Source organism: Hyphomicrobiales bacterium (assembly GCA_016710435.1).
GTDB lineage: Bacteria > Pseudomonadota > Alphaproteobacteria > Rhizobiales > Aestuariivirgaceae > Aestuariivirga.
On sequence record JADJVV010000001.1, the window covers coordinates 2472431 to 2491574 of the forward strand.

Consider the following 19144-nt stretch of genomic DNA (forward strand, 5'->3'; position numbering starts at 1 on the left):
GACTCGTTTGCGTTGCCGGTGAGATGAACTGCCCTTGCCACCTCCGTCGCTTTCCGGCAAGTGGAGGTCGTCCCGGGACGGCGCGCCGCATGGCCAAGCCGTTAGTCTGGAGGACAACCGTCTGATGTGGAGACCCCGATGAGCGACGCTGGTGATCTTGACCTGAACACCCTCAATGATGAAGAGCTCGTCCAGCAGATCCATGATGATCTGTACGATGGCCTGAAGGAAGAGGTCGTGGCGGGCGTCAACATCCTGCTCGGTCGCGGCTGGGTGCCCTACAAGGTGCTGACCGAGGCCCTCGTGGAAGGCATGCGCATCGTCGGTGTCGATTTCCGTGATGGCATCCTCTTCGTGCCGGAAGTGCTCCTCGCCGCCAATTCCATGAAGGCTGGCATGTTCATCCTCCGTCCGCTCCTCATTGCCACGGGCGCCCCGCGCCTTGGCAAGATGGTCATCGGCACCGTGAAGGGCGACATCCACGACATCGGCAAGAACCTCGTCGGCATGATGATGGAGGGTGCGGGCTTCGAAGTCATCGACCTCGGCATCAACAACCCGGTCGAGAAGTACCTGGCCGCCATGGAAGAGCACAAGCCGGACATTCTCGGCATGTCGGCGCTTCTCACGACCACGATGCCCTACATGAAGGTCGTTATCGATACCATGAAGGAAAAGGGCATCCGCGACGAATACACCGTGCTCGTCGGTGGCGCGCCGCTGAACGAGGATTTCGCCAAGGCCATTGGCGCCGATGCCTACTGCCGCGATGCGGCCGTGGCTGTGGAAACCGCCAAGAGCTTCATGGCCCGCAAGCACAACCAGCTCGCCTGAGCCCAGGCTTCAATTTCCGGAACAAAAAAAGCGCCGCATGAAGCGGCGCTTTTCGTTTGGGAGGTGGGGGCGGCCAAAGCCGCCCGCACCGGAGATATTACGTGCCAGACGAGATGTGGCCGGCGATGGACGAGAACGAGCTCGTGATCGCGGAAGCCAGGGTCGGCATGACGGTGACGAGGGCGAGGCCCATGGCGGCAGCGATCAGGCCGTATTCGATGGCGGTCGCGCCGGATTCGTTCTGGAAAAACTTCTTCATGTGAAAACTCCAACTCACTAACTGACTGCACCTATCCACGATCGCCGTTCAGCTGATGCTGGTTGCCTCGTGAATATGGAGTGAAACTACAGTTGAGCATTTAACGAGGACTGAAGACAAACCCGAACATTAAATGGAGTTCATGAAAATCGCCGGTCACATCGGGTTGTGGTGAATTGCAGGTTAAAAATCGTCAGGCAGCGCAGCCTGTCCCAAACGCAAAAAAGCGCCCCTGGCGGGGCGCTTTTCTGTTGGAGGGACCATCAGGCCGGAGCCTGATGTTCCGGACCTGTATTACGTACCAGACGAGATGTGGCCGGCGAGCGACGAGAACGAACCCGTGATCGCGGAGGCCAGCGTCGGCATGACGGTGACGAGGGCGAGGCCCATGGCAGCGGCGATCAGGCCGTATTCGATGGCGGTTGCGCCGGATTCGTTCTGGAAAAACTTCTTCATGTGAAACTCCAACTGATTTTACTGACTGCACCTATCCACGATCTGCAGTCTGCGACTTGCGTCTTGCCTCGTGAATATGGGCACAAGATATGCCTGAGCTTTTAACGAGACCTGAATTCCGTACCCAACATTAAAACCAGTTCATGAAATTACGGACAGGAGCGAGAACGTGGTGAATGCGGGGTTAATCCCGTCTGTGCTCCGCCCATAAAAAAAGCGCCGCATGAAGCGGCGCTTTCCGTTCGGGCGGTGCAGACGGCCAAAGCCGCCCCGCACCGGAGATATTACGTGCCAGACGAGATGTGGCCGGCGAGCGACGAGAACGAACCCGTGATCGCGGAAGCCAGCGTCGGCATGACGGTGACGAGGGCGAGGCCCATGGCAGCGGCGATCAGGCCGTATTCGATGGCGGTGGCACCGGATTCGTTCTGGAAAAACTTCTTCATTTGAAACTCCAACATGTACTTACTGCACCATTCACGACCAGCTCCAGGCATCTTGCCGATTGCCGCGTGAACATGGGCACAACCTATAAGTCCCGCTTTAATGAGAACTGAATCAAATCTGCAGCATTGCAGGCACAACATGAAATTTTGGACAGGTTGGATGTTGTGGTTAAAGTGGGCCTAATGCGGCGCACCTGGCAAAGCGTTCACGGTGCTGCTGCGCTCCACTGAAGAGGGGCAGAAGGAAAATCGAATGACGGTCCGGACTCCCGTTGACCTTGCGCCATCGGATGAAATGCAGCGCACCACGGGGCGCGCCCGCGTCCTGCTGCTGGCGTGCGGGGCGTTGGGCCGCGAGATCGTCGATCTGGTGGAGGCCAACAACTGGCAGGCCTTCGACATCCAGTGCCTGCCCGCCAAGTGGCACAACACGCCCGAACTCATCGTGCCGGCCCTGCGGGAAAAGATCAGGGCGAACCGGCCGCAATATGAGCAGCTTTACGTACTCTATGGAGACTGCGGCACCGGCGGCCTGCTCGACGCCATGCTGGCGGAGGAGAAGGTGGAGCGCATCGGCGGTCCCCATTGCTACGCCTTCTTCAGCGGCAACGACCGTTTCGCCCAGACGGCCGACGATGACATCAGCGCTTTTTTCCTGACCGACTACCTGGCCCGGCATTTCGAGAAGCTGGTGTGGCAGGGCCTGGGCATGGACCGTCACCCGGATCTCTTGCCGCTCTACTTCGGGAACTACACCAAGATCGTGTATCTCGCCCAGACGAAGGACGCCGCGCTGGAGGAAAAAGCCAAGGCGGCCGCAGTCCGCTTGGGACTGGGCTATGAGTACCGCTTCACCGGCTACGGTGAACTTGAATCAGAGATGGCGAAGCGAGCCTGATCCTGCCACCGCTCACCACTGGGCCGTCTGATACTCGCCGTCACAGATGGCATAGTAGTCGCCCTTGTCGGCGCAATAGATGTGTCCCTCGGTCTTGAGGCCGGTCTTGCCGTTGAGCGAACCCGCAGCCACGGAGATGGTGGGACTGGCATCGCCCTTCCAGAACAGCAGCGATCCGCAGGTCTTGCAGAAGCCGCGCCCGGCCTTGTCGCTGGCCCTGTACCACGCCAGCGTATCCCGCTTGCTGAAATGCAGTTCCGCTTCCTTGCACGAGGTGAAGGCGGCGTAATGGCCAGATTGCTTGCGGCACTGGGAACAGTGGCAGGCGATGACGGGACGCAGAGGCCCCGCAATCTCGAAGGCCACGCCGCCGCAAAGGCAGGATCCTGTGATCATGTGCGCAATTCCTTGTTGAGGTGCGAGATGTGTTCCGGCCCGATACCGCAGCAGCCACCGAAGATCGTTGCACCATCGGCTTGCCAGCCGCGCGAGGCCGTCACGAGGTCGGCGGGCGCGATCACGTCGACAAATTCCCAATCGGGCGATTTGAAATAGCCGCATTCAGGATAGGTGGCGATCGGTCCCGTCCAATATTTTCGCAGGATGCGAATGGCTTCGCCCGTGTCGTTCGGCGAGGTGTGCATGATGCTCATGACGTCAGGCTTGAGCGCTGCCAGGCGCGCGGTGATGTCGTCGAATGTGCTGTCGGCGCGGCCCCAGCCCTGCAGGCCGCCGCCCTCCGCCTTTTCAGCCGACATGCCAATCCATACGGGCAGACCTGTGGCCATGGCGGCCTCGCTCGCCCATACGGCGTAGTCGGTGTCCCGCATCATCTCCATCATGATGAGATCGACACCGGCGCGCTTCAATCCATCGGCCTTCATCTGAAATAGGCGCCGCGCCTCGGCTTCCGGCCACTCATGCGCGAGATTGTTGCGGTCTGATCCCGTTTGCATGGGGCGCATTGTCGACATGGAGCCAGCCACGCATACGCGCGTGCCCGCCGCAGCCTCTCGTGCCAGCTCCACGGCGACGGCATCGATCCGGTTCACATCGGCCGCACGGCCGATATGGCTGAAGAGCAGGGGGCTTGTCGCGAAGGTGTTGGCCGTGATGATGTCGGCTCCGCACGCCACATAGTCCCGGTGGACCTCGCGCACGATTCCGGGGCTGGTGAGGTTGGCATCGGCGCACCAGGTGTCGCCGCTCATGGCGGCACCCCTCCGCTGGATATCCGTGCCCGTGCCACCGTCGAGAATGATGGTTTCACCCCGTGCCAGCTTCTGCCGGATGATGTCGTAGCTCATTGCCTGTCTTTCTTGCGCGCCTCGGCAAAGGCCCGCATGTGGAATTGCATCTGGGCCGGAGCATAGGCGAAGGCGGTGCCGATGGGGCAGGCCCGGCGTGCATGGCAGCCCATCGTCAGGCAATCCTCTCCGGCGGGTGAAAGGACATGCCGCCCGCACGCCGCCACGTCATAGGATCTGCCATCGAACGCCTGCACGGGGCAGGCACCGAGACAGGGCTTGTCCATGCATGTCTCGCACGGGTGAGGGCCGCTCCGGTGAGCGGGAAGGTCAAACGCCACCGGAAACAGCAAGGCGGCCCGATAGGCATGCCACAGCCCATAGTCGGCATGGATGTTGAGGCCGAGGGGCGACACATGCCCCGCGCCCGCCCGCCGCGCCCAGGTGAGGAACGGCAGGGGAGGTGTGTCGAAAGGGTAGAGCGCTCGCGCGTGCAGATCGCGCGCCAGCACATCCACGGTGTCCCGCGTCCAGTCGTCCATCAGGTCGCGGTGTGGATCGCGCTCGCGGGCAAAGCGGCGGAACATGTCCGGCCCGGCATTGCCAATCAGCACCATGAAGGCCGTGCCCTCGGGCACCGTGTCATCCGCTCGCGGTGCAAACCAGCCGAGGACGGCAAAGCCCTCGCGCCGGATGCGAGTCAGGATCGGATGGTCCATGTCATCTTGCCCAGCGTGGATCGCCCGGTTCCATCACCTGGCGCGGCAGCTTGATATCATGCTTTGCGCGGATGATCTGGTCGATGTCAGAGGGGATGTAGTCCGGATAATAGGTCGAGAGGATTTCGCGCTTCCGCGCCGCTGCCCGCTCGACGATATCCGGCTTGCCCGCCTCGGCCCATTCCTTGGGGCTCATGCGGTTACCGATGGCGGGATAGACATAATCCTTCTGCATGAGCGTCAGCGTCTGCTCGCTTCCGAGGTAATGCCCCGGCCCGTTGAGGCAGGTATCCGCGATCACGTCGATCGAAAGCGACTCGTCCGTCACCTCGATGCCTCGCACATTGCGGTTGATCGAGCCGAGCATGTCGTTGTCGATCAGCAGGCTTTCGAGACAGAAGCCGAGCAGCGAGGCATGCATGCCGGCGGACTCGTAGAGCATGTTGATACCCGTCATGGCCGAGATGCCGGCGGTCACGCCCTTTTCATAGCCTGCCTGCATGTCCGGCATCTTGGAATCGCACATGCCTGCGGCCGAGCCGACGGTGAGATCATAGTAATGGCCCATCTGCGCGCAGCCCGAGGTGATGAGCGCCTGCTCGCCCGAGCCGCCCGACATGGCACCGGTACGGAGGTCCGACACGAATGGCCAGGGGCCCCAGATCGCCAGCGCACCCGGCACGATGCAGTTGATGTAGACGAGACCGGCAAGGCACTCCGCCACGGCCTGTACCACTGTCCCGGCCAGGGCAGCGGGCGACGTTGCACCCGCCTGTGCCGCCGACAGCAGCAACACCGGCATGCCGCCCCGCGCCGCCGTCTCCAGGCAGCGGCAGGCATCTTCCGCGAATTTCAGGGGCGGCACCACGAAGCAGTTGGATTGCGACACGAAGGGCCGCGCCCGCCACTTGTCCTCGCCACCTGCAAGCACATGGAGGATCTCCAGGCATTCCGTCACATGATCCGGATCGACCATCGAGGTGCCCACATGCTTCTGCGTGCCCGCAAGGCAGGCATACATGGTGTTGATGTCGAGGTCGTGGCCCGTGATCATGTCACGTGCCGTCAGCGGGCGCTGGAAGAAATGGATGTGTTCGCAGGTATCCACGATGCGAGCCGCGTCATAGAGATCGACCAGCAGCGACTCACGGTATTCCTTGGTGGAAGGCTCAACGATGTGGACGGCTGCACCCGCAGTGCCGAAGTACACCCGCTTGCCTGAGGGTTCCATGTCGTGCAGCGGATTGCGCGCCGGCAAGATGAAATTGCGCGCCGCCTTGGCGATGGTGTCGTCCACAAGTGCGCGCGGAATGCACAACCGCCCCTTGTCGTTCACCCAGCAGCCGTAAGCCGACATGGCCTCCACGCAAGAGGGAATGGCGCTGCCAAGGCCCACGGTTTCGAGAAGCGTCAGGGCCGCTTCATGAATGCGGGGCAGGTCGCTGTCCTTCAGCGGCTTGTATTGCCCACCCGTCATGCCGGGGCGAACGGCCGCCTCATCCATCGGAATGGCGCGGGAACGGAGCGCGCGGCGGGCGTCACGGCCTCCACGGCGGCGGCTCAGGTCTTCGACTGTGCTCATGGTCGTCTCTCTCTGTGATGGCCGGAAGATGCCCGCAATCCCGGTTTGCCGGAAGGCCGCTTTTGGCGCAGGGGCTGGTGAGGATAATTCACGCTGGATCGGGCATTCGGAGGCATCTGTCCCCTAACGCCTGTGAAAACAGGCTGCTAGTGTGTGCAACTTCCAGACCATGGTGAGCCATCTTGCCCAGACGTGACCTTCCGCCACTTCGTGCCCTGACTGCATTCGAGGCCGCTGCCCGGCTTGGGTCTTTCCGCATGGCGGCCAATGAACTGGGCATCACCCGCAGCGCCGTCAGCCATCAGGTCAAGTTGCTGGAGGACCGTCTCGGCACCCAGCTTTTCCGCCGCGATGCACGGCGCGCCGAACTCACCCAGGCGGGACAGGCCTATTTTCCGGCTATCCGCGATGCCTTCGACCAGATCGAGGCGCAGACACGCGCCATCCGCCCCTCCGTCACCGACAATGAATTGACCGTGCAGGTCTATGTCACGGTTGCGCTCAAATGGCTCATCCCACGCCTGCATGATTTCGAGCGCCGCTATCCGGACATGAAGGTGCGTCTCTCCACCTCCTATTTCGACTGGGACTTTGATGACCGCAATGTCGACCTCGGCATCATCCTTGCCCGCAACAAGTCGCCGGGACATTTCTACAGGCCGCTGTTCAAGTCTTATCTCGTGCCCGTCTGCGCCCCGTCGCTGCTGAAGGGCGATACGCCGCTGAAGAAGCCGGAAGACCTGAAAAAGCACAAGCTGATCGATGTCTATACGGCGGAGGAGGATTGGCAGCTTTGGCTGGATGCGGCCGGCGTGAAGGGTATCAAGCCCGCCAACCGGCTCTCCGTGGACAGCTACATCCTCGCGCAGGAAGCTGCGATTGAAGGACGCGGCGTCGCCATGACCATCGGCCCCTTCGCCTCGGAGGAGATCAAGCTGGGCCGTCTCGTGCAGCCATTTCCCATGCGCGCGCCCAATCGCAACCAATGGTACTTCGCCTGTCACAGCGAGCATCGCAACAAGCCCAAGATCAAGCGGTTTGAGGATTGGCTCGTGAAACAGGTGGCCGCCGATCCCGCTCTCGAACCCATCAAGGACACAGGCAAAGCCGCATGACCGACATTCATTCCGACGCCCCCATCGAGTCCGGCCGCCGCACCCGCCGCGATACAGCGCGCCGCGCGCCTGCGGGCACGACGATTCCCCAATTGCCGCCGGGCGTGGCCAAGCGCCCTTTCCCGCCGACCAAGATCGTATCCGACGACCAGGTTGAAGCGATCCACCGCGCCTCGCTGCAGATCCTTTCGGAAATCGGCATGGACTTTCTGCTCCCTGAGGCGATTGACCTGCTGAGGGCGTCGGGTGGCGTCACCATCACCGGCGACCGCGTGCGCTTCGATCCCGCCTTCGTCGAGGAGATGGTGAGCCACGCGCCATCGCAGTTCACCTTCAACGCCCGCAACCCGGCCAAGAGCTTTCCCATCGGGGGCGACTACATGGCATTCGTGGCCGTGGGCAGCCCACCCAACTGCCATGACATGGAAGGCGGACGCCGACCCGGCACCCGCGCCGATTTCCAGAAGTTCCTGAAGCTCACGCAGTATTTCGACTGCATCGATGCCTCCAGCGGCTACAGCGTGGAACCGATCGACCTGCACCCCTCGATCCGTCACCTGGAAGCGCTGCGTGACAAGGCCATCCTGATCGACAAGCCGCTGAAGTGCTATTCGCTCGGCCGCCAGAACGTGCTGGACGCAATCGAGATTGCCCGCATCGTCAACAACGTCACGGAGGAGGAGTTCGAGAAGCGCCCCTGCCTCATGACGATCGTCAATACAAACTCGCCGCTGAAACTCGACAACAACATGCTGATGGGCATGATGGAACTGTCGTCGCGCGGCCAGATCGTGTGCGTGACACCTTTCACGCTGGCTGGCGCCATGGCCCCCGTCACCATCGCGGGCGCGGTCACGCAACAGAACGCCGAGGCCCTCGCCGGCCTCGCCTTCTGCCAGCTCGTGAAGAAGGGCGCACCGGTCGTGTACGGCGGCTTCACGTCGAACGTCGACATGAAATCCGGCGCTCCCGCTTTCGGCACGCCCGAATACATGAAGTCCACCATTCTCGGCGGCCAGATGGCCCGCCGCTACGGCGTTCCCTACCGCACGTCCAACACCTGCGCCGCCAACACCGTGGACGCACAGGCCGCCTATGAAAGTGTCTTCTCCCTCTGGGGCGTCACCATGGGCGGTGGCAACTACATCATGCACGGCGCCGGCTGGATGGAAGGCGGACTCGTCGCCTCATTCGAAAAATTCGTGCTCGATTGTGATCTGATCCAGATGGTCAAGAGCTTCCTCAAGCCGCTCGACACCAGCCCCGATGCGCTGGCGCTGGATGCGATCCGTGAAGTGGGCCCGGGCGGGCACTTCTTCGGCGCGCAGCACACGCTGGCCCGCTATTCCGAGGCTTTCTACCAGCCCATCATTTCTGATTGGCGCAACTATCAGCAGTGGACCGCCGCTGGCAGCCCCGATGCCTACAAGCGCGCGAATCAGGTTTATAAGCAGGCATTGCAAAATTACGTGCAGCCCGACATGCCTGCCGCCGTTCGCGCCGAACTCGACGCGTTCGTCGACCGCCGCGTGAAGGAGGGCGGCGTCAAGACGGACTTCTGAGTATGCCCGACATCGTCGTCCTCGGCGGCGCAAACATCGACATCAAGGCCAAGGTCACGGCACCCAACCGGCTGGGAACCTCCAATCCCGGCATCGTCTCCACCTCCGCGGGCGGCGTGGGCCGCAACATAGCCCACAACCTGGCGCGGCTGGGCGCAGACGTGGCGCTCATCTCCGTTGTCGGCAATGACGTCCATGGCGATGCCGTGCTGGCAGAGACGAGGCGGGCAGGCGTCGATGTGTCCCGCGTGGTGCGCAGCGCCACCAGCACCGGATCATATGTGGCACTGCTCGACCACGATGGTGAGCTGATCACGGCGCTGAACGACATGCGCGCCATGGAGGAATTCGTCCCCGCCATCGTGGCAGCGCACGCGGGCGTGATCAAATCCGCATCGCTTGTCGTCGCCGACTGCAACCTGCCGCAGGAGACGCTGAATGCCGTCGCGGCGCTTGTGGGCGAGCGTCTGGTCATCGAGCCTGTCTCAGTTCCGAAATCCAGAAAGCTGATGGAGGTTCTGAAACGAGGCCCTGTCTTCCTCGCGTCCCCCAATTTCGACCAGATCGAGCAGGTTGCGGGAACACGCGACATTGAGGGGGCTTTCGCTTTCATGCACGCCAAGGGGCTGCGCAATGTCGTCATTCACGCCGGTCCAGAGGGCGCCTTCGTGTCCGATGGCAGCGAGATCGATCATGTCGCCGCCGTTCCGCCTGAGCAGATTGTCGATGTGACCGGCGCGGGTGATGCGGCCGTGGCCGGACTGGTGTTTGGCTTGCTCAGAGGCGAACCCCTTGCCGCCGCAGCCGCGCGCGGGCAAAGACTGGCCGGGCAGGTGATCGCCGGTGCGGCCTCCACGCTGGAGTAGGTGAATGAAAGTCAGGATGACCGATGAGGTGCGTGAGGCCGTGGTGAAACGCGCGCCCGTGGTTGCACTTGAATCCACCATCATCGCCCATGGCATGCCCTATCCGCAGAACCTGGACATGGCCGAGCGCGTCGAAAACGTGGTGCGCAAGGCAGGCGCCATTCCGGCAACAATAGCGATTGTCGATGGCGAACTGCGCGCCGGTCTCTCCCGCGATGAACTGGCGCACTTCGCGCGCACTGGCCCGTCCATTCCCAAGGTTTCCACCCGCGACATTCCCTATGTGATGGCGCGGAAGGCGACGGGTGCCACGACCGTTGCATCCACCATGCGCCTCGCGGCCATGGCCGGCATTGCGGTGTTTGCCACGGGCGGCATCGGCGGCGCGCACCGTGAAGCCAACGCGACCTTTGACATCTCAAACGACCTCCACGAATTCGCCCTCAGCGATGTGGCCGTGGTGACGGCAGGTGCGAAGGCGATCCTTGACTTGCCCCTGACGCTCGAAATTCTTGAAACCAACGGCGTGCCGGTGGTGGGCTTCGGCACCGACGAATTCCCCGCCTTCTATTCGCGCGCGAGTGGCCTCGGCGTTCCCATGCGGCTCGACACCCCGGCAGACGTTGCCGCGATGATGCAGGCGAAATGGCGTCTCGGTTTGAAGGGCGGCATCGTCATCGCCAACCCCATTCCATCCGCTGATGAAATCCCGGCATCGGAAATCATGCCGCACATCGCCCGCGCGCTGGCGGAGGCGCAGGCGCAAGGCGTGGCCGGCAAGCATGTGACGCCCTTCCTGCTGAAGCGCATCACGGAAATCACTGAAGGCCGCTCGCTCCGCGCCAACATCGCGCTCGTCATGAACAACGCGCGCGTGGCAGCGGAAATTGCCGTGGCTTACGCCAGGACCTAACCGATCACGCGCAGGTCGCGCGGGTAGGTGGTGAGGCTTTCGATGCCCGCTTCGGTCACGACCACATCGTCTTCAATGCGCACACCCGCCTCGCCGTCGCGATAGAGGCCCGGCTCGATGGTGAACACCATGCCCGGCTCCAGCTTCTGCCCGTTGCCGCGCATGATCTGCGGCGCCTCGTGGACATCAAGGCCCAGCCCATGCCCCGTCTTGTGGCGCTTAAAGGCGGCAAACTGCGACCGCTCCAGCACCGTGCACACCGCATCATCCACGTCGGAGGCAGTCATGCCCGGTTTTGAAATGTCCCGGCCCTTGGCATTGGCGGCAAGCACCGTGTCGTAGAAGGCACGGTCATGGTCCGTGACGTGGCCCACGAAGAACGTGCGCGTGATGTCGGCGCTGAAATGATGGTAGCGGCCGCCGAAATCAAACAGCAGGGCATCGCCCGGCTTGATCGCATAGTCGGCCCGCGCCGAGGCATGGGGCCGTGCGGCGTTGTCGCCCGCCGCCACGATCGGATCGAAGGACAAGCCGTCGCATCCCGCCTTGAACAATTCGCTGAGCAGGATCGCTTCCACCTGCTTTTCCGTCATGCCCACCTTCACCTGCAGCACGGTTGCCTCCAGTGCAGCTTCGGACATGCGGATGGCCGTGCGCAACGCATCGATCTCGCCGGGCGTCTTGTGCAGGCGCACGGCGGAAATGCCGGCATGGGCGTCCACCAGTTGCGCCTGTGGCAGCACGCTCTGCAGCGCCTGGAAATCGAACACCCGCATGCGCTGTCCCTCGACGCCGACGCGGCTACCCTTGCCCAACTGGGTCAAGGCAGTGCCCGCCTTGCGGAAGGCCTCCATGTAGCCTTCCTCATCGCGCCAGTCGAACACCTCGCCGGGAAAGCCCAGCGGCGTGAATGATCCCATTTCCAGATTGGGGACGATGGCGACGGGAGCGCCCGTGCGTGGCACGACGACCACCAGGGGCCGCTCCATTTGATGGAAGTCCTTGCCGAAAATGCGCAGGAAGTTGGCGCCGGGGACGAGGGCGACGGCATCGAGCCCGGTGCGGGCCATGACGTCATGCAGGGGAGCGAGCGAAATCATGCCTGCCTTCTAGCCTTGCGCCTCCCGCCCGTCGAGATGGGAGCGGTGACATTGCGGCAGGGCAGGTGAGTTCAGGAGGCATTGTCGAAAGCAACGCCGCAGGATATGCCGTGCCACCTTCCCATGACCTCCTCCCACTTTCGCAACAATCTCGTCGGCATCGCCTCGCTTTCGGCTGGCAGCTTCGTGTTCTCGCTGCAGGACACCGTGATCAAGTCGATCAGTGGCGATTATGCCGTGACGCTGGCGATTGCCATTCGCGCCGTCGTGGCGTTCCCGATCATCGTGGCCATGGTGATCATGGCAGGCGGGCTGCAACAGCTGGAGACGAAACAGTGGCCGGTCCTCCTTGGCCGCGGCTTCATCCTGCTCACTTCCTACACCTCCTATTTCATGGCCTTCCCGGCCTTGCCGCTGGCGGAGGCGATTGCGCTGTATTTCATGGTGCCGCTGCTGGTGACCATGATGTCCGGCCCGCTGCTGGGCGAACGCGTGTCGCCCTCGGCCTGGGGTGCGGTGGCGCTGGGGCTTGTGGGCGTGGTGGTGATCCTCCGGCCCGGCATGGGCATCTTCGAGCCGGCAGCGCTGCTGTCGTTCATCAGTGCCGGGAGCTACGCCTACGCCATGATCCTGGCCCGCAAGCATGGCCGCACCGTGCCCACCACCGTGATGACGTTTTACCTGAACTTCGCCTATCTTCTCGGTGCGATCATCATCGCCACCGTGATGATGGCCTTCCAGGTGAAGCCGCCTGGCCATCCGAGCCTGGATTTCCTCGTGCGGGCCTGGTCCGTGCCGACACCCGGCGACATGGGCTGGATGGCGCTGTGCGGCGTCATCGCCGTCTTCGGGTCGAACTTCCTGGCACAGGGGTATCGCAAGGCCGCCGCCAACGTCGTCGCGCCATTTGAATATCTCGGCATGGTCTGGGGCAGCCTGTGGGGATTCCTGTTCTTCGGCGAAGTGCCCCGCATCACCACTTTCATCGGCATGGGGCTCATTGCCATTGCCGGCCTGCTGGCCTTGCGTGCAGGCGCGAAACAGAACTGAGTGTCTGCTGTTGCGCTGCGTCTTGATTTGTATCCCAGGTTGCATCAACCTCGCCGCACAATGCCGAAACCCGCCCGAATCTCCCATCCCGTCAGCTTCGCAGATGTTTTCGCGGCCCTTCACAAGGGCTGGCGGGATTTTCTCAGCGCTGCGCTTTTTGGCCTGTTCTTCGGCGCGATTTACGCCGGTGCCGGCATCCTGCTGTACCTGCTGCTCTCCTACTACCGCAGCGTCTGGCTGATCCTGCCGCTGGCGATCGGCTTCCCGCTGATCGGCCCATTTGTGGCGGCGGGGCTTTACGAAATCAGCCGCAGGCTCGCCCGCCACGAGCAATTGTGGTGGGGCGAAATCCTCACCGTCACCATCCGCCAGAGCCGCCGCGAGTTCGGCTGGATGGCCTTTGTTGTGCTCTTCATCCTGTGGGTCTGGATGTATCAGGTACGCCTGCTCGTCGCTTTCTTCATGGGCTACAAGGGTTTCGCCAGCCTTGACGGATTCATCGTTGCGCTGACAGGGCAGAGCGGCTTCACCTTCCTCGCCCTCGGCACCGTGATCGGCGCTGGCCTGTCCTTTGTGCTGTTCTGCTCCACCGTCATCTCCATGCCGATGTTGCTGCACCGGGACGTCGATTTCATCACAGCGCTCATCACCAGCTGGCGCAGCGTGTTCGAGAATTTCGCCCCGATGATCCTGTTCGGACTCATCGTTGCGGTGCTGACCTTCCTGGCGCTGCTCCCGATGTTCCTCGGGCTTCTCGTGGTGCTCCCGGTGCTCGGCCATGCGACCTGGCATCTCTACGTGGCCTCGCGCCACATCGAGGACCGGCCCGCATAAAAAATCCGCCCCGGCGCGATGGCCGGAGCGGATTGATTCCCCATTGGCGGCGAGATTACTTGCAGGCCTTGCCGTCGTCGGCGGTCAGCTCAACCTGGTGGTCCTTCACGGTGATGCTGCTCATGTAGCACAGCACGCCCTCATCCGGAGCCGAGACGCGGAGGTCATAGGTGCCATCGGCGAGGCCGGCGATTTCAACAGACTTGCCAGAGTCGAGCGCGCCTTCGGCAACGCCGTCGAGAATGTTCTTGCCCCAATCCTTCGTGCCGGGTGCGGCCGAGAACAGCTCGTCGATCGGCAGGCCGCTGTTGTTGGTGATCTTCGTGGCGTCCGCGGCAAAGGCCTGCGTGGCGAGAAGGGCAGCGAAGGGAAGGGCAATAAGCGTACGGATCATGGAAAAACTTCCTTGTGTTTGTCAGGGCCGGTGCAGCATCTGCTTGCATCGCGGGTGGAGAGATGCCCTGCACACGCTGACAACTGTCTGACGGAAATGCTGCGCCGCCACAGTGCTGCCGCAAAGCGAGGGGGGTGCGGCAAAATGTGCATGATCAGGCGTGCAATCATCGCCACGCGCGGGCCCCCTGCATCATCATCAGCTTTTCTGTTAACCTTCACGCGCGGGGTATGGGCTGGAGTCGTCGCATCATGCTGAATGGAAATGTTCTGAAACGCTGTGCTGCAGTGATTGCCACTGCGCTGCTGCTGGCGGGCTGTGTGCTGCAATCGCCGGAGCCGTTGTTTGCGGAAGGGGACGGCGCGCCCGCGCTCGCACCGCTCGCCAAATCCTACCGCGCCGAAGTCTATGAGAACGATGCCTGGAAACGGCAGGACGGCTCCGCGATCTTCACCGGCGAAGGCAATCATTACGTCATGTCCAACAGCAAGGATAAGGACGTGATGGAAATGCTGTTCGTCGACCTGGGCAAGGCGCGCTACGTGGTGCAGACGCAGGATCACAAGCAGAGCAAGGACCCCTACATCTATTTCTTCGCCGATGTGCGCGGCGACGGCATCTATCTCGCCATCCCTGACTGCGACACGCTCAAGACCCTGCCAAACGTGAAAGCAGACGTGGTCTTCGAAAACTACGACTGCACCCTCAAAGGCAAACCCGCCCGCTCGTTCTTCGCCTCGCTGGCAGGTGAAATGAAAGACTGGAAAATGCGCCTCGTGCCGGAGACATGAGAAGGCGGCGGATTGCTGGGTATGCATTGCAAAATGTCGGCCGCCGGACCCACGGCTTCCCAATGCCAATGGCGCGATATATGAATTGACAATATATATATTTGCATAGTATATGCATTTTGACATTTGTCAGGAGTTTCGCAGTGCATTCAGCGCAACATAAGCGACCCGGTTACGGAACCGTGATCGGACGGGTTTGGGAAATCGCCGACGCCATCTCAAGCCGGTCAGGTCACCGCGCCACCCGCAAGGAAGTGATCGACGCCTTTGTTGCCGAAGGAGGCAACGTCAATACGGCGGCCACCCAGTATTATGAATGGCGCAAGCACCGTGCCGAAGCCTCGGGTGGGGAGCGGCTTGACTCCGTCGTCCTGCAGATGGCGCGCGACGGCAGGCTTGTCTTGCCGCTTGCAGTGCGCGAGGCGCTGGGACTGGATGAAGCGACAAAGCTCACAGCCCGCGTCGAAAATGGCGAGTTGCGCATCACGCCACAGAAATTTGCCTTCTCCCGGCTGCAGGATCTTGTGAAAGAACAGGACAAGGGCAGGGGGTCGGTGGTGGACGAGTTGATCGCGCAGCGCCGCTCCGAGGCGAACCGCTGATGGCTGTGGTGCTGGATGCATCCGCCTTGCTGGCGCTGATCTGGCAGGAACCGGGTGCAGACGCCGTGTCGGAGGCGTTGGACAAGGCGGTCATGAGCGCGGTGAACTGGGCGGAAGTCGTCTCCAAACTGCAGGACCGCGGCATTGATATTGACGCCGCCGTGCCGATGCTGTCCGACTTGCCCATTGACGTGATCCCCTTTGATCGCGAACTGGCTGTTGCGGCTGGCGCGCTTCGCGTCAGGAGCAGACACCTGGGCCTCTCGATCGGCGACCGCGCCTGCCTCGCCCTGGCCGCACGCCTCTCACTGCCCGCCTGCACCGCCGACAAGAGCTGGTCGAAATTCGATGCCGGCGTTGAGGTGAAATTGGTGAGGTGAAGACAATTGTGACGCCACATGTCGTGGTGTGTGAGGATTGGATTGGGACACAAAGAATCTCAGATCATGGATTTCTTGCATCACCAGGTGTTTGACCCGATCCTGGAATCACCCAACGCGTCTCAACGGTTGAAGGCCGGCATACGCCTTACGATCCCTCGAATGTCCCAACGAGATGCAAGGGGAATGGTCGCATATTTTTGGTCGGCAATTCAGGGTACCGATAGAAGTATCCGTTTTGCCGAAGAAATGCGTTCGGAAGGCTTTACGCGGTTTGAAGAAGTCCTGGAGGAGTACCGGTCCACTTTTGATGACCGTTTTCTCAGGAAGTAAAATAGCCTAATTCACCCCCTCCTTCTCCTCCGCCCGCCACCATCCTCATCGCTCACCACCACCGTCTTGAGCGGCGGCAGTGTCACCACTTTTTTCAGGTTCACGAAGTCCGCCGTCTTGTGCGGCAGCGCCATGGCTTCCACGAAGTGCTGCTGGAACTTGGGCTCGACCGCCGTTTCGATTTTTTCGATGCGGCGGACGACGCTTTCGATTTCATCGCGACCCTTCTTGTTGAGGAGCGCGATGCGCGCCCCCGTACCCGCCGCATTGCCCGCACTTTGCACGCGCGCCAGATCGCAATCCGGGATGAGGCCCAGCACCATCGCGTATTTCATGTCGATGTGGGAGCCGAAGGCGCCCGCCAGCCTGATCTTGTCCACGTGGTCGATGTTGAGCTTGTCCATCAGCAGGCGCACGCCCGCATAGAGCGCCGCCTTTGCCATCTGGATGGCGCGAACGTCGTTCTGGGTGACGCGGATCAGTGGCTCGTTGCCGTCTTCCTTGGGCGTGCGGATCACATAGTTGAAAGTGCGCTTGTAGGGTTCGATGCGCGGGCTCTGCGCGGCGAGTGCGCCGTCGATCAGGCCATCCTGGCTGATGATGCCTGCGAGATACATCTCCGCAATCGCCTCGATGATGCCGGAGCCGCAAATGCCGGTGACGCCGGTGGAGGCAATCGCCTCCTCGAAGCCCGGTTCATCCGACCACAGGTCGGAGCCGATCACCTTGAAGCGCGGCTCCAGTGTTTCCGGGTTGATGCGGATGCGCTCGATGGCGCCCGGTGCCGCGCGCTGACCCGATGAAATCTGCGCGCCCTCGAAGGCGGGTCCGGTGGGCGACGAGCAGGCGAGCAGGCGGCGCTTGGAGCCCAGCACGATTTCCGCATTGGTGCCGACATCGACGCACAGCATGTATTCATCCTGCGTGTGCGGTGCTTCCGACAGCACGACGCCCGCGGCATCCGCGCCCACATGGCCCGCGATGCAGGGCAGCACATAGGCCCAGGCGCCGGCGTTCAACTTGAAATCCATCTCGCGCGCCGGGAAGGTGAGGGGAAGGCCAGTGGCCAGCGCGAAGGGCGCCCCGCCCAGTTCCGTGGGGTCCACACCGAGGAACAGGTGATGCATGACCGGATTGCCGACCAGCACCACTTCCAGAATGTCCGTGAGCGGAAGATTGGCGCGGGTGGCCACTTCCTCGGCGAGCTGCTGCAACGCCGTGCGGATGGCCGTGGTCATCTCCCTTTCGCCGCCGGGATTCATCATCACGTAGGAGACGCGGCTCATCAGATCTTCGCCGAAACGGATCTGCGGGTTCATCAATCCCGCCGAAGCCACCACTTCACCCGTGGAGAGATTGGTGAGATGCGCCGCGATCGTGGTGGAACCCACGTCGATGGCGAGGCCGAAGAGCGAATCATGGAAGCCGGGCCAGATGGCGGAGAGGCGGTTGCCGCCACCGGGTGCGCGCGAATAGATGGCGCAGGTGATCTTCCATTCGCCCTTGCGCAAGGTTTTCTGCAAGTCGGTGATGATGGAGAGATCGCAGGTCACGTTGTCCACGCCCCACTGGCTCTTGAGCGCCATGTAGACGCGCTCGAGATCGGAGGAGGGGTTGTGCATGTCCGGCTCTTCCACTTCGATGTAGTAGAGGTGCGTGGCCGGATCGAGTTCAATGACACGCGTGTCGGCTTCCTTGCGCACCACCTGCTTGTGCACCTGGCTTTCCGGCGGAACGTCGATGACAAGGTCGCCGAGAATCTGCGTCTGGCAGGACAGGCGGCGGCCGGCGGGAAGTCCGCGGATGCGGTCGTAGCGCTGTTCCACCTGTGTGACGCCGCTGACGTGGTCGGTCGCCGACGAAATGCCGTGCTTGGCGAACTCGCCTTCACCCACGGTGATCTGGCAGCGCCCGCAGATGGCGCGCCCGCCGCAAACGGAATCGATATCGACGCCCAGCGCGCGGGCGGCTTGCAGCACCGGCGTGCCCTTGGCAAAGCGGCCGCGCTTGCCCGAAGGCGTGAAGACAATGAGGGGATTCTGCTCGGTCATGGCGGGATTTATACGCAATTCGCCATTGTCGGGGCGAGCCAAATGCGACATTCTTTTGGCATGATACCGAAGCCCCTGGCGCAGGTCTTTGCCATGGCCCTGCTGATTGCGGCGGGCTGCGAAGCGCGGGCAGCGGAAACCGTGGCACTGTATCAGCTTGTCCTCGACATGAACCGCGATGGCGTGGGCGACCGCGCCGTGCTGGCAGTGGAAAGGTCAGGCAGCCGGGAAGGTGATGCGCCGGGAGAGTTCTACCGGATGGAGGAGGGCGAGACGGCGGTCTTGCTTGTTTATCTGGGCGGCGGCGGCGGTCCGTTCAACCCGTCGCGCCCGCCGGACCTGCGTGCCACTACACTCGTAGACCCGGAGCGGACGAGCTTTCTCTATCCGCTGGAAGAAGGGCGGCCTGGCAGCCTGAAACTGTCTGCCGCGGAATTGCCGGGCTCCTCGCACAGTCTGGAGGAAACGCTGACGCTGATCCATCGCCATGGCGCCTTTGCCGTGGCCGGGCTCACCACCGCCTGGGAAAACCCGGGCGGCATCGGCAACTGCGACCTGAACCTGCTCCCCGGGGTGGGCGTGATGATGGAAGGGGAAGTCGGCGGCCCCACTCATCCGGTGAAGACAAGGGCAGGCGGGGTGAGGGCGGAAACCTGGTCTCCCGCAACCCGCCCTGCGGTGTGCGACCAGCCGGAAAAGTGAACGTCACGAC

22 protein-coding genes are annotated in these 19144 nt (G+C 62.4%); 12 read left to right on the top strand and 10 right to left on the bottom strand.

Annotation, left to right across the window (positions count from 1 at the left end):
- The first annotated feature begins 138 nt into the window (after nucleotides 1-138).
- The gene (locus tag IPM06_11940; GenBank protein MBK8771131.1) at nucleotides 139-834 is read left to right on the top strand and encodes a B12-binding domain-containing protein; all 696 of its coding nucleotides are present in this window, start codon (nucleotides 139-141) and stop codon (nucleotides 832-834) included.
- 97 nt (nucleotides 835-931) lie between these two features.
- Here the strand turns inward: IPM06_11940 and IPM06_11945 are convergent, their stop codons facing one another.
- From IPM06_11945 to IPM06_11955, 3 genes are all read right to left on the bottom strand, one after another.
- Nucleotides 932-1093: a Flp family type IVb pilin gene (locus tag IPM06_11945; protein ID MBK8771132.1), complete on the bottom strand. Its 162-nt coding sequence runs from the start codon at nucleotides 1091-1093 to the stop codon at nucleotides 932-934.
- A gap of 294 nt (nucleotides 1094-1387) precedes the next feature.
- The gene (locus IPM06_11950) at nucleotides 1388-1561 is read right to left on the bottom strand and encodes a Flp family type IVb pilin (GenBank protein MBK8771133.1); all 174 of its coding nucleotides are present in this window, start codon (nucleotides 1559-1561) and stop codon (nucleotides 1388-1390) included.
- A 272-nt stretch (nucleotides 1562-1833) separates the two neighbouring features.
- On the bottom strand, nucleotides 1834-2007 hold the full coding sequence (locus IPM06_11955) for a Flp family type IVb pilin (protein ID MBK8771134.1): 174 nt from the start codon (nucleotides 2005-2007) through the stop codon (nucleotides 1834-1836).
- A gap of 283 nt (nucleotides 2008-2290) precedes the next feature.
- On the opposite strand from IPM06_11955, the gene IPM06_11960 reads away from it, so the two are divergent.
- The gene (locus IPM06_11960) at nucleotides 2291-2893 is read left to right on the top strand and encodes a DUF1638 domain-containing protein (GenBank protein MBK8771135.1); all 603 of its coding nucleotides are present in this window, start codon (nucleotides 2291-2293) and stop codon (nucleotides 2891-2893) included.
- A gap of 12 nt (nucleotides 2894-2905) precedes the next feature.
- Here IPM06_11960 and IPM06_11965 read toward each other — a convergent pair whose 3' ends face one another.
- Genes IPM06_11965 through IPM06_11980 form a run of 4 tightly spaced genes read right to left on the bottom strand, consistent with a single transcriptional unit; the run spans nucleotide 2906 to nucleotide 6441 of the window.
- A complete protein-coding gene (locus IPM06_11965; protein ID MBK8771136.1) occupies nucleotides 2906-3289 on the bottom strand; it encodes a GFA family protein in 384 nt (127 codons plus the stop codon).
- Nucleotides 3286-4200: a homocysteine S-methyltransferase family protein gene (locus IPM06_11970; GenBank protein MBK8771137.1), complete on the bottom strand. Its 915-nt coding sequence runs from the start codon at nucleotides 4198-4200 to the stop codon at nucleotides 3286-3288. The genes IPM06_11965 and IPM06_11970 overlap by 4 nt, the downstream gene beginning before the upstream one ends.
- A complete protein-coding gene (locus IPM06_11975; GenBank protein ID MBK8771138.1) occupies nucleotides 4197-4859 on the bottom strand; it encodes a hypothetical protein in 663 nt (220 codons plus the stop codon). Before IPM06_11975 ends, IPM06_11970 begins: the two co-directional genes overlap by 4 nt.
- Before the next feature lies 1 nt (nucleotide 4860).
- Nucleotides 4861-6441, bottom strand: a complete 1581-nt coding sequence (locus IPM06_11980) for a trimethylamine methyltransferase family protein (protein ID MBK8771139.1) — start codon at nucleotides 6439-6441, stop codon at nucleotides 4861-4863.
- 182 nt (nucleotides 6442-6623) lie between these two features.
- Between IPM06_11980 and gcvA the strand changes: the two genes are divergently transcribed.
- Genes gcvA through IPM06_12000 form a run of 4 tightly spaced genes read left to right on the top strand, consistent with a single transcriptional unit; the run spans nucleotide 6624 to nucleotide 10897 of the window.
- Entirely contained in the window at nucleotides 6624-7556 is a 933-nt protein-coding gene (gene gcvA / locus IPM06_11985) for a transcriptional regulator GcvA (protein ID MBK8771140.1), read from the top strand.
- Nucleotides 7553-9118 (top strand): trimethylamine methyltransferase family protein, encoded by a 1566-nt coding sequence (locus IPM06_11990; protein ID MBK8771141.1) that lies wholly within the window; start codon nucleotides 7553-7555, stop codon nucleotides 9116-9118. Before gcvA ends, IPM06_11990 begins: the two co-directional genes overlap by 4 nt.
- A 2-nt stretch (nucleotides 9119-9120) precedes the next feature.
- Nucleotides 9121-9984, top strand: a complete 864-nt coding sequence (locus IPM06_11995; protein ID MBK8771142.1) for a carbohydrate kinase family protein — start codon at nucleotides 9121-9123, stop codon at nucleotides 9982-9984.
- Between the two features lie 4 nt (nucleotides 9985-9988).
- Nucleotides 9989-10897: a pseudouridine-5'-phosphate glycosidase gene (locus IPM06_12000; protein MBK8771143.1), complete on the top strand. Its 909-nt coding sequence runs from the start codon at nucleotides 9989-9991 to the stop codon at nucleotides 10895-10897.
- Here the strand turns inward: IPM06_12000 and IPM06_12005 are convergent.
- Nucleotides 10894-11997, bottom strand: a complete 1104-nt coding sequence (locus tag IPM06_12005; protein MBK8771144.1) for an aminopeptidase P family protein — start codon at nucleotides 11995-11997, stop codon at nucleotides 10894-10896. The genes IPM06_12000 and IPM06_12005 overlap by 4 nt on opposite strands.
- A gap of 123 nt (nucleotides 11998-12120) precedes the next feature.
- Here IPM06_12005 and IPM06_12010 point away from each other — a divergent pair, with 123 nt between their 5' ends.
- Together IPM06_12010 and IPM06_12015 are read left to right on the top strand one after the other, a co-directional pair.
- On the top strand, nucleotides 12121-13047 hold the full coding sequence (locus tag IPM06_12010) for an EamA family transporter (protein MBK8771145.1): 927 nt from the start codon (nucleotides 12121-12123) through the stop codon (nucleotides 13045-13047).
- Nucleotides 13048-13107: 60 nt separating this feature from the next.
- On the top strand, nucleotides 13108-13881 hold the full coding sequence (locus tag IPM06_12015; protein ID MBK8771146.1) for a DUF2189 domain-containing protein: 774 nt from the start codon (nucleotides 13108-13110) through the stop codon (nucleotides 13879-13881).
- Nucleotides 13882-13936: 55 nt separating this feature from the next.
- On the opposite strand, the gene IPM06_12020 is transcribed toward IPM06_12015, so the two are convergent.
- Nucleotides 13937-14275, bottom strand: a complete 339-nt coding sequence (locus IPM06_12020; GenBank protein MBK8771147.1) for a hypothetical protein — start codon at nucleotides 14273-14275, stop codon at nucleotides 13937-13939.
- Nucleotides 14276-14526: 251 nt separating this feature from the next.
- Between IPM06_12020 and IPM06_12025 the strand changes: the two genes are divergently transcribed.
- The 3 genes from IPM06_12025 (at nucleotide 14527) to IPM06_12035 (ending at nucleotide 16048) form a co-directional block, all read left to right on the top strand.
- A complete protein-coding gene (locus tag IPM06_12025) occupies nucleotides 14527-15066 on the top strand; it encodes a hypothetical protein (protein ID MBK8771148.1) in 540 nt (179 codons plus the stop codon).
- A 182-nt stretch (nucleotides 15067-15248) separates the two neighbouring features.
- Nucleotides 15249-15668 carry a hypothetical protein gene (locus tag IPM06_12030; GenBank protein MBK8771149.1) on the top strand — a complete coding sequence of 140 codons (420 nt, stop codon included), beginning with the start codon at nucleotides 15249-15251 and terminating at the stop codon, nucleotides 15666-15668.
- Nucleotides 15668-16048: a type II toxin-antitoxin system VapC family toxin gene (locus IPM06_12035; GenBank protein MBK8771150.1), complete on the top strand. Its 381-nt coding sequence runs from the start codon at nucleotides 15668-15670 to the stop codon at nucleotides 16046-16048. The genes IPM06_12030 and IPM06_12035 overlap by 1 nt, the downstream gene beginning before the upstream one ends.
- Nucleotides 16049-16392: 344 nt before the next feature.
- Here the strand turns inward: IPM06_12035 and IPM06_12040 are convergent, their stop codons facing one another.
- On the bottom strand, nucleotides 16393-18432 hold the full coding sequence (locus IPM06_12040; protein MBK8771151.1) for a DUF4445 domain-containing protein: 2040 nt from the start codon (nucleotides 18430-18432) through the stop codon (nucleotides 16393-16395).
- A 42-nt stretch (nucleotides 18433-18474) separates the two neighbouring features.
- On the opposite strand from IPM06_12040, the gene IPM06_12045 reads away from it, so the two are divergent.
- On the top strand, nucleotides 18475-19134 hold the full coding sequence (locus IPM06_12045) for a hypothetical protein (GenBank protein ID MBK8771152.1): 660 nt from the start codon (nucleotides 18475-18477) through the stop codon (nucleotides 19132-19134).
- The last annotated feature ends 10 nt before the right edge of the window (nucleotides 19135-19144 follow it).